This window comes from Pseudomonas izuensis (assembly GCF_009861505.1).
GTDB lineage: Bacteria > Pseudomonadota > Gammaproteobacteria > Pseudomonadales > Pseudomonadaceae > Aquipseudomonas > Aquipseudomonas izuensis.
The window spans coordinates 1-8,854 of the sequence record NZ_WTFT01000021.1; the positions used below are offsets into that span (position 1 = coordinate 1).

Sequence of the window (8,854 nt, forward strand, 5' to 3'; positions counted from 1 at the left end):
CCACCACCACCGTCCTTCGCGTGGGCACTCGACACATCGGACAGACTGTCCGGAATCAATACGGTAGACGCCGACAAAACCGCGCCAATAGCTACTGCAAGTAAAAGCTTGTTGATGTGCATGTCGTTCTCCGTTTTCTTTTTTCAAGTTGGAACGTTGATGAACAATGCAACGTGCTGCTTGGTTCCTTTATTCAGTAGGAATGTTGAAAAACACCTCAACGTACTGATTTATTCAGTCGCGACGTTGAAGCCCCCCTGCAACCCGCTGCCATGGCCCGTTCCAGAAGGTCAGTGAATGCTGGAAGCCAGCTCGAAAATCGGGATGTACATCAGGATCACGATCACCCCGATCAGCAGGCCGATGAAGGTCATGAGCAAGGGTTCGAACAGCCGTACGAACCACTCGATCCAGCGGCTGATTTCTTCGTCGTAGAAGTCGGCGCTGCGCTCCATCATCTGTCCCAGGTTACCGGACTGTTCGCCGGCACGCAGCAGGCGCAGGGATACCGGGGTCACCAGGCGATTGAGTTCCAGCGCGGTCGACAACGATTGCCCCTCGCGCACCCGTTCGCATGCCTGGTCCAAGCGCGTGCGGGAAGCCACGGTGAGCAGGCCACGGACCATGCCCATGGCGGTGACGAGGGGAATGCCGCCTTGCAGCAGAATCCCCAGGGAACGGTAGAAACGTGCCAGTTCGTACATGAAGATGCGCTGGTGCACCGCCGGGAGTTTTTCGATCAGGCGGTCCACGCCCCGGCGAAAGGACGGTTGTCGCTGGAGCAGGGTGAGGGAGACGATGATGGCCAGGAAGGCACCGAAGAATTCGCCCTGGTGGGCGTGCAGGAACATGCCGCTGCTCATCAGCACCTGAGACAGCCACGGCAGGTTCGACCCCAGCCCTTCGAACACCAGGCTGAAGCGCGGCACCACGTAACCCATCAAAAACAAAACCACGCCACCGCCCACCACCAGCAGCAGCATGGGGTAGATCGAAGCGCTGACGATCTTCTGGCGAACCTCGTCCATGCGCTGGCGATAGCTGACATATCGGCCCAGGGCATCGCCCACGGCACCGGTCTTTTCACTGGACTGCACCAACGCCACGTACAGAGGAGGGAATACCGCCGACAGCTGGCCCAATGCCTGGGAGAATGATTTGCCTTCATAGAGCAGGCGCACCAGTTCGTTCAAGGTTTTGCGAGCCTGTGGCGCGGTTTCTTTTTCCGCCAGGCTTTCCAGCGCATCGATCAACGGCAGGCCGGCGTTGAGCAACGTCGTCAGTTCCTGGCTGAACAGCACCAGGTTGAACGTCTCCCGCTGCTTGAGGCGCAACGCCCGCCAATGTCGCTCGGCGTGCAGGCTGACCACCCGCAGGCCCTGGTCTTCGGCGATGCGCCGGGCTTCACTGTGGCCCGGCGCTTCGACGGTCATCGATACCACACCGGCCTTGCCGACTGCTTTGAGGTGAAAACGCATGGTCGCCATCCCCGTCACTGCCAACTGGTGATTTCGGCGTTTTCGCCTTCGCCACCGGGTTGGCCGTCCTTGCCCAGGGACAGCAGGTCGTATTCACCGTTTTCGCCAGGGCAGCGGTAGGTGTAGTTACGGCCCCATGGGTCCTGTGGCAGTTTTTTCTGCAAGTACGGGCCGGTCCAGTGGGGTTCGTCACTGGGCGCGGTGACCAGCGCCTGCAGGCCCTGTTCGGTCGACGGGTAATGGCCGACCTCCAACCGGTACAAATCCAGGGCCTTGCCCAGGCCTTCTATTTGCGCCTTGGCCACTTTCACTTCGGAGCGGCCCAGCTGCGCGAAATACTTCGGCGCGACGATGCCGGCCAACAGCCCCAGCACCACCAGCACGACCAACAGTTCAAGCAAGGTGAACCCGCGCTGGGCTTTCGGAAAAGAATCACGCGGGGCGCAAAACAGTCGCTGTTTCATGATGACCTCACACTCGGCAGAAAGGATCGCAGCGGGTTGATGCAATTGAGGCGTATGCAATTGCCATGCAAGGGATTGCCAAAGACTTCGTCCTCCCCCCGAACCCCCCGTGCCAAGGCCCTTTGCGGTTTCGGCACAGTGCTTGCGTATGGCTGATAAACGAGCGGCCATTGGGGCAATACCCCCATTTTTCGGGGCCGGGCAGGGGAGGTAGAACAATGAAAACTCTCACCGCAGGACTACTCGGCCTGACGCTGCTGGCAGGCACCGCCCAGGCCGATGTGTTCGTCTCGGTGGACGCCAGAGGCAACTTCGTCCTCTCCAACGTGCATCGCCCCGGTCGCCACTATCAGCGGGTCATTCATGAGCCCCAGGCGGCCGTAGTCAGCATCGACCGGCAGCCGCAGATGATTGCCGCACGACCCTATGCCGAGCTGGTTTCAAAGGCGGCCACGGACAATCAATTGCCCGCAGCGCTGCTGCACGCGGTGATCCAGACCGAATCCCACTACGACGCCCGCGCCGTGTCGCCCAAGGGCGCGGGGGGGTTGATGCAGTTAATGCCCGACACCGCCCGTGAGATGGGCGTGGCCAATGTCTACGACCCCAAGGCCAACATCCAGGGCGGCGCCCGCTACCTCAAACGCCTGATGACGATGTTCGACAACGACATCGCCCTGGCCGTGGCCGCCTACAACGCAGGTCCCCAGGCCGTGCTCAGCCGTGGCGGCGTGATCCCGCCCTTCGCCGAAACCCAGCGTTATGTGCCCAGCGTGTTGAACCAATACCGGCGTTTGCAGGGGCTGTCGGCGGATGCCCCGTTGTGAGTGAAAGCCCCGGGGTGGTTTTCCCCAACAGTGGGGAATAGTGGCCCCGGCGAAAAAGTGGGGAAAAAGTGGGGAATTTTCCCCTTGCGAATTAAGTGATGACTGTAAATGGCTGAAAAATAGATGAATTTTTTATGGCATGCAGATTGCTCAAGGGAGTTATCGAGAATTATTCCCTGTGAGCGTCCACAGCGAGGCCCGTGATCATGACCGGCATACACCATGTTCCCACCATCCTCCCCTGGCTGTTGTTGGCCGCGTCCATGCTGGGCATCGAGTTCGCCGAAGCCGCCGTGCGTTGCGAGCGCAACCTGACGGCGAACGTCGTGGCGCTGGACCAGCCGCTGATGTTCAACCGTCTCGGGGCGCAGAACGTCAATGGCATGATGTTCGCCTTGCGTCGCGACGTGGTCGATGACCGTCAGGTTTCCCTGGACCAGGGGGGCGCCGCGGTGCCGGGCAAGGTGTCGTTGCGGCCGGACAAGCGCCCGCGTCCATTGGTGCTGCGGGTCGCCGCCGGTGACTGCCTGACGGTCAACCTGCAAAACCTGCTGGCCTACCAGGCCAACCCGGGTGCCCATGATGGGGGTGGCGAAGAGGAGGGTGAAGGCGGCATCGAAATTGGCGCTGGCGGTGAAGCCTTCAAGGCTGACGAACAGGTCGCCGACCGGCATGTCGGCTTCCAGGTCAACGGCATGCAAGCGGTCAACAGCATCGATGACATCTCTTCTTATACCGGGCGCAACGCCAACACCCTGGTCGCACCCGGCGCCAGTCGTTCCTACACCCTGTACGCCGAACGCGAAGGCGCGTTCACGGTGAGCAGCCGCGGCGCGACCTTTGGTGGCGAGGGTGCGGCCGGCAACAACGCCAACGGCTTGTTCGGCCAGGTGGCGGTCATGCCCAAGGGCGGTCGCAGTTACCGCAACACCATCACCGAAGAAGAGATGCGCCTGGCCAGCACCGGCCGCACCCCGGCCGGTCATCCGATCGTCGACTACCAGGCACGCTATCCACAGCGCCAGCCGTGGATTCGCGAAGGCAAGGCTGGCAAGCCGATCATCAACATGGTCGACGGCAATGAAATCGTCTCCAGCGAAGCCGATGCGATTGTCATGGGCAGCAACGCCGATGGCAGTTTCCCGGCCTCGACCTATCCGCTGGAAAGTATCGGCAAACGCAACCCGGCAATCCCCAACCGGCTGGAGCCGTTCCGCGATTTCTCCGCGCAGTTCCAGGATGAAACCGCCGTGACCCAGGCGTTCCCGGCTTACTGGGCCGACCCGGTCATGGCCCACGTACTGGAGCCGACCCGCGATTCGTTCATGATCAACTACGGCTCCGGCGGCATGGGCGCCGAAGTGGTCGCCAACCGCCTGGGTGTGGGGCCGATGCACGATTGCCTGTCCTGCGCCTATGAAGAGTTCTTCCTCAGTGCCCACACCGTCGGCGACGTGGCGATGCTGGTGGACGTACCGGCCAACGCCGGGCTGGAAGGCATCACCCCTGGCCAGACCCCGCGTGCCGATCAGGTCGGGGTCAAGGCGACCACGGCGCTGTATCCGTCGGAGCCGTCGAACGTCGCTCACAGCTACATCGGCGACTTCGTCAAATTCCGCAACACCCACAACGGCTACGAGCATCACATCTTCCACTTGCACGGCCATCAGTGGCTGTTCAACCCCAACGACGACAACTCCGACTATGTGGACGCCCAAGGCATCGGTCCGGGCGCCGGCTACACCTATGAAATCGCCAACGGCGGCTCGGGCAACCGCAACCGGGTCGCGGGCGATGCGATCTATCACTGCCATTTCTACCCGCACTTCGCCCAAGGCATGTGGGCCATGTGGCGGGTGCATGACGTCTTCGAAGAAGGCACCCGGCTCGAAGTCTCGCAACAGGGCGCCGATGGTTTCCACAGCGAACCTTATGCCCTGCGCAGCGGTAAACCGGCGGCAGGCGCACGGGCCTTGCCCGACGGTGAAATCGTTGCCGGCACGCCGATTCCAGCCGTGGTGCCGCTGCCCGGCAAAGCCATGGCACCGATGCCAGGCAAAGTCGCGGTCGTACCGAAGATCGGCGAAACCCTGGTGGCCGCCAACGATGATGACGATGATGAAGAAGGCGATGATGACGGCGAGCACCATGGCGGTGGCGTCCGGGCCATCGGTTCCCTGGCGCTGATCGATCGCAGCGATGCCAACCGTAATACCGACGGCACCCTGAAAAACCCTGGCTATCCCTTCTGGATCGGTGGCATGGAAAGTTCGGTCGGCCAGCGTCCACCGACCCCACCGCTGGACATGCTCGACGCCGCCACGGCACAGAGCCTGAAAGCCAGTGGCAAAGCCCTGTGGGCCAACCTTGATCCGAATCAGTCCGGTGGCTGGAACGGCGGCTTGCCGCGCCATGCCCTGGGCGGCGTGTCCGAGGGGGGCGAGGCGCAGACCGTTACCACGTCGCTGGACTTCTCCAAGTCGGTGACCCGGGCCAAACCGATCTACCTGCCGGAAGAAGGCACCGAAGTCGAACAGTCGGCCATGGCCTTCCACGCGAAAAAAGATCACCCCAGTTACGCCGTACTGCCGGGCAGCCAAATCGTGGCGCGCAACTTCCGCACCAACGGTGCCTTGCCGATTGCCGGCGCCCCGTACTACGAACCCTGCATGGATGACCGGCAGAAACGCCTGACCAGCAGCGCCGGCACCGGCGAGTTCAACAGCGGCGAGCGCCTGGATGGCATGTCTTTCATCGGTTCGTCGACCTTCACCGCCGACCGTCCACGGGTCTACAAAGCGGCGAACATCCAGTTCGACGCGGTGTACAACAAGGTCGGCTATCACTTCCCGCAAGCGCGCATCCTGGCGCTGTGGGAAGACGCCTGGCCGGTGATCACCAAGCAGCGTCCGCCAGAGCCGCTGGTGATGCGCATGAACACCTTCGACTGCGTGCAATACCAGCAAACCAACCTGGTGCCGGCCACCTACGAGATGGACGACTATCAGGTGCGCACGCCGACCGACGTGATCGGCCAGCACATCCACCTGCCGAAATGGGACCTGACCGCCGCGGACGGTTCGTCTAACGGCTGGAACTACGAAGACGGCGTGCTCTCCCCGGGTGCCGTGCAGGAACGTATCCACGCCATCCGCGAATACAACCAGTGCGAAGGCACTGACCCGCGCGACGGTACGCCAGCCTGCCCGAAAGCCAAGAATCACCCGTACTTCGGCCAGTTCGGCCGGGCCGATTGGGTCGGGGCGCGCACGGCGATGCAGCGCTGGTTCGTCGACCCGGTGGTGAACACCCAGGGCGTCGACCGTGGCCTGGGCACCATTTTCACCCACGACCACCTAGGCCCGTCGACTCACCAACAGATTGGCCTGTACGCCACCGTGCTGGCCGAGCCAGCCGGTTCCACCTGGTTCCACGCCGAAACCGGCGAGCCGTTGTACAGCGGCGCGCGGCAGGATGGCGGGCCGACTTCGTGGCAGGCGGTGATTTCCACCGGTGACCTGGACAATGACGGCAAGAACGACAGCTTCCGTGAGTTCTTCCTCGAATACAGCGACTTCCAGCACGCCTATGAAGCCGGTGTGTACGTGGGCGCAGGTCCCAATGGCGTACCGAACCCACAAGCGTTCCCGGCCACGGCCGATAGCTTCCGCTACGCGATCAACCCGCCGGTGCGCGACAACACCAGCGAGTTGCTCGAAGCGGTGGTGGAACTGCGAGGCGGCGTGAAACCGGGCTGCCCGAGCCGGCCTTGCCCGCAAGCGATCTCGGTGGATGACCCGGGCATGTTCGTCGTCAACTACCGCAACGAACCGCTGGCCCTGCGGGTGTTCGACCCGAACAAGGTCGGCCCGGACGGCAAGCGCGGCATGCAGGCCGATGGCCTGGGCGGCGATCTGGCGTACGCCATGCAAAGCCGTACCGACCGTGCGATCCCGGCGATGAACCTGGCGCCGAACCTGATCACCTCGGCCACCGGCCCGACCGGCGGCACCACGCTGTTCCCGCCGCACATCAACAAGGGTGGTGCGGAACCGGGTGATCCGTTCACCCCGATGCTGCGGACCTACACCGGTGACAACGTACGGCTGCGGGTGCATGCCGGCGGCCACGAAGAGGAGCACAACGTCACCCTGCACGGTGTGAAATGGCTGCAAAGCGGTTCCGGTTTCGGCAACAGCTCCAACTCCGGCTGGCGCGCCTCGCAGATGGTCGGGATCTCCGAGCAAATGGGCTTCAATGCGCCGGTGTCGATGATGTCCAGCGCGGCGGCGACTACCGGTGACTATCTGTACACCATGGACGCGTCTATCGAGGGTTACTGGAACGGTATCTGGGGTGTGATGCGCAACTACACCGCGCAACGCAACGATCTGTTCGCGCTGCCGAACAACCCGAAACCGACCGGCATGCGCAACACCGTGGCGTTCGATGGCATCTGCCCACGGATTGGCGCCAACCCCAACGGCATCGGCACCCGGCCGACCGTGCAACGCAATTATGAAGTGGTCGCGGCGCTGGCCAACGACATCCTGGCCAATCCACTGGGCCTGTCTATCGGTGACCCGTCGGGTATCGGCCAACATGTCGGCGGGCCGTTGAAACCGGCGGGGGGCACCCTGGTGCTCAACTCGCGGACGGTGAGCATTCCACAGGTCACGGTGACCGATCCCGAGGATGGCGAAACCTTCACCATCGGCGGGCAAAGCGGGCCGCTGCATGACCCGACCGCGATCCTGTATGTGCGCAAGGCCGACCTCGACCCGATCACCGGCAAGCTCAAACCCGGTGTGCCGGTAGAACCGCTGATCCTGCGTGCGGCGGCCGGTGATTGCATCAACATCACCCTGGAAAACCGTCTGCCGAGCGTGATGCCGGACCTGGCCCAGACCGCGATCATGCAGGGCCTGGCCAAGCGCGACCGCAACGACGGCATGGGCTCGACCACCTTCAACAACAACCTGTTGCGGCCCTCCAGTCATGTCGGCCTGCATACGCAACTGCTGGCGTATGACATCACCAAGTCCGACGGCGCCAACGTCGGCGCCAACCCGATCCAGACCGTACCGCCACGCGTTGGCAACACGGGCGCGTACCCGACCCGTACCTACCAGTACTACGCCGGGCACCTGGAGCGTGAAGGCAAGCCGATCACCCAACTGGGGCGCAACGTCGACAACATCAACGCCACGGCAGTGGAGTTCGGCGGGTTGAACATCACTCCGGCGGACGTCATCAAGCAGCCGCAAAAAGGTCTGGGCGGAGCGATGAGCATCCTGCCGGCCGGCGCCACCTGGGTCGAGGATGCCAAGCGTGCTTCGGCCACGGTGACCGCGCCGGGCCAGGCCACCTACCGTGACTTCGCGATGGTCTGGCAACGCGCCCTGAACACGCGCTGGGCCAATGGGCGGCCGGTGGAAGGCATTGCTTCGGAAGGCAACGGTGTACCGAACGATCCGAAGGACAACGCCAGCATGGCCATCAACTACAAGATCGAACCGATGTGGTTCCGCTTCGGCCTGGCCCCGGACGCGCCGTTCGGTCACGCCGACGGCCATGGCTACGGTGATGTGCCGAACGCGCACATGGCTTACAGCAACGCGCTGGTGGGCAGCGACCCGCAGACGCCGGTGTTCTACGCCAAACCGGGGCAACCGTTCCGCACGCACATCCTGATGCCGTCCGGTGGCAGCCGCGGCTCGACCTTCCAGCTCGATGGTCACGTCTGGTCGGTCAACCCGTTCCAGTCGGAGAAAAGCGATGTGGGTGGCTACCCGATGGGTACGCCGGGCGTCGGTTCGGTGAAGTTCGGGCTCAACCCGATGTCGATGTACATCGGCGCCCGGGAAAGCGTGCTGCCGGCGGCGCACTTCAGCTTCATGCACCCGAGCGCCGGCGGCAGCAACGCGATACCGGGGGACTACCTGTACCGCGACAACGCGTCCTTCGGTAATACCGCCGGGTTGTGGGGCTTGCTGCGGGTGACCAATGAGCCGGAACCGGCACCGGTGCCGTAACGGTCGGGAAGGGGTGGTGGGCAACACCACCAAACCTGTGGGAGCAAGGC

The 8,854-nt window shown here is 63.2% G+C and carries 4 protein-coding genes; 2 read left to right on the forward strand and 2 right to left on the reverse strand.

Translation table 11 applies throughout. The annotated features are described in order from the left end of the window. Nucleotides 1-290: 290 nt before the first annotated feature. Together GPL81_RS18705 and gspG are read right to left on the reverse strand one after the other, a co-directional pair. Complete coding sequence (locus GPL81_RS18705) at nucleotides 291-1,478, reverse strand: type II secretion system F family protein (RefSeq protein ID WP_096515484.1); 1,188 nt, start codon at nucleotides 1,476-1,478, stop codon at nucleotides 291-293. Between the two features lie 14 nt (nucleotides 1,479-1,492). Then, nucleotides 1,493-1,942, reverse strand: a complete 450-nt coding sequence (gene gspG, locus GPL81_RS18710; protein ID WP_160107905.1) for a type II secretion system major pseudopilin GspG — start codon at nucleotides 1,940-1,942, stop codon at nucleotides 1,493-1,495. A gap of 218 nt (nucleotides 1,943-2,160) precedes the next feature. On the opposite strand from gspG, the gene GPL81_RS18715 reads away from it, so the two are divergent. Both GPL81_RS18715 and mnxG read left to right on the forward strand, forming a co-directional pair. Continuing rightward, the gene (locus tag GPL81_RS18715) at nucleotides 2,161-2,769 is read left to right on the forward strand and encodes a lytic transglycosylase domain-containing protein (protein ID WP_096512416.1); all 609 of its coding nucleotides are present in this window, start codon (nucleotides 2,161-2,163) and stop codon (nucleotides 2,767-2,769) included. Between the two features lie 206 nt (nucleotides 2,770-2,975). Then, nucleotides 2,976-8,804, forward strand: a complete 5,829-nt coding sequence (mnxG, locus tag GPL81_RS18720) for a manganese-oxidizing multicopper oxidase MnxG (protein WP_160107906.1) — start codon at nucleotides 2,976-2,978, stop codon at nucleotides 8,802-8,804. Nucleotides 8,805-8,854: the final 50 nt, after the last annotated feature.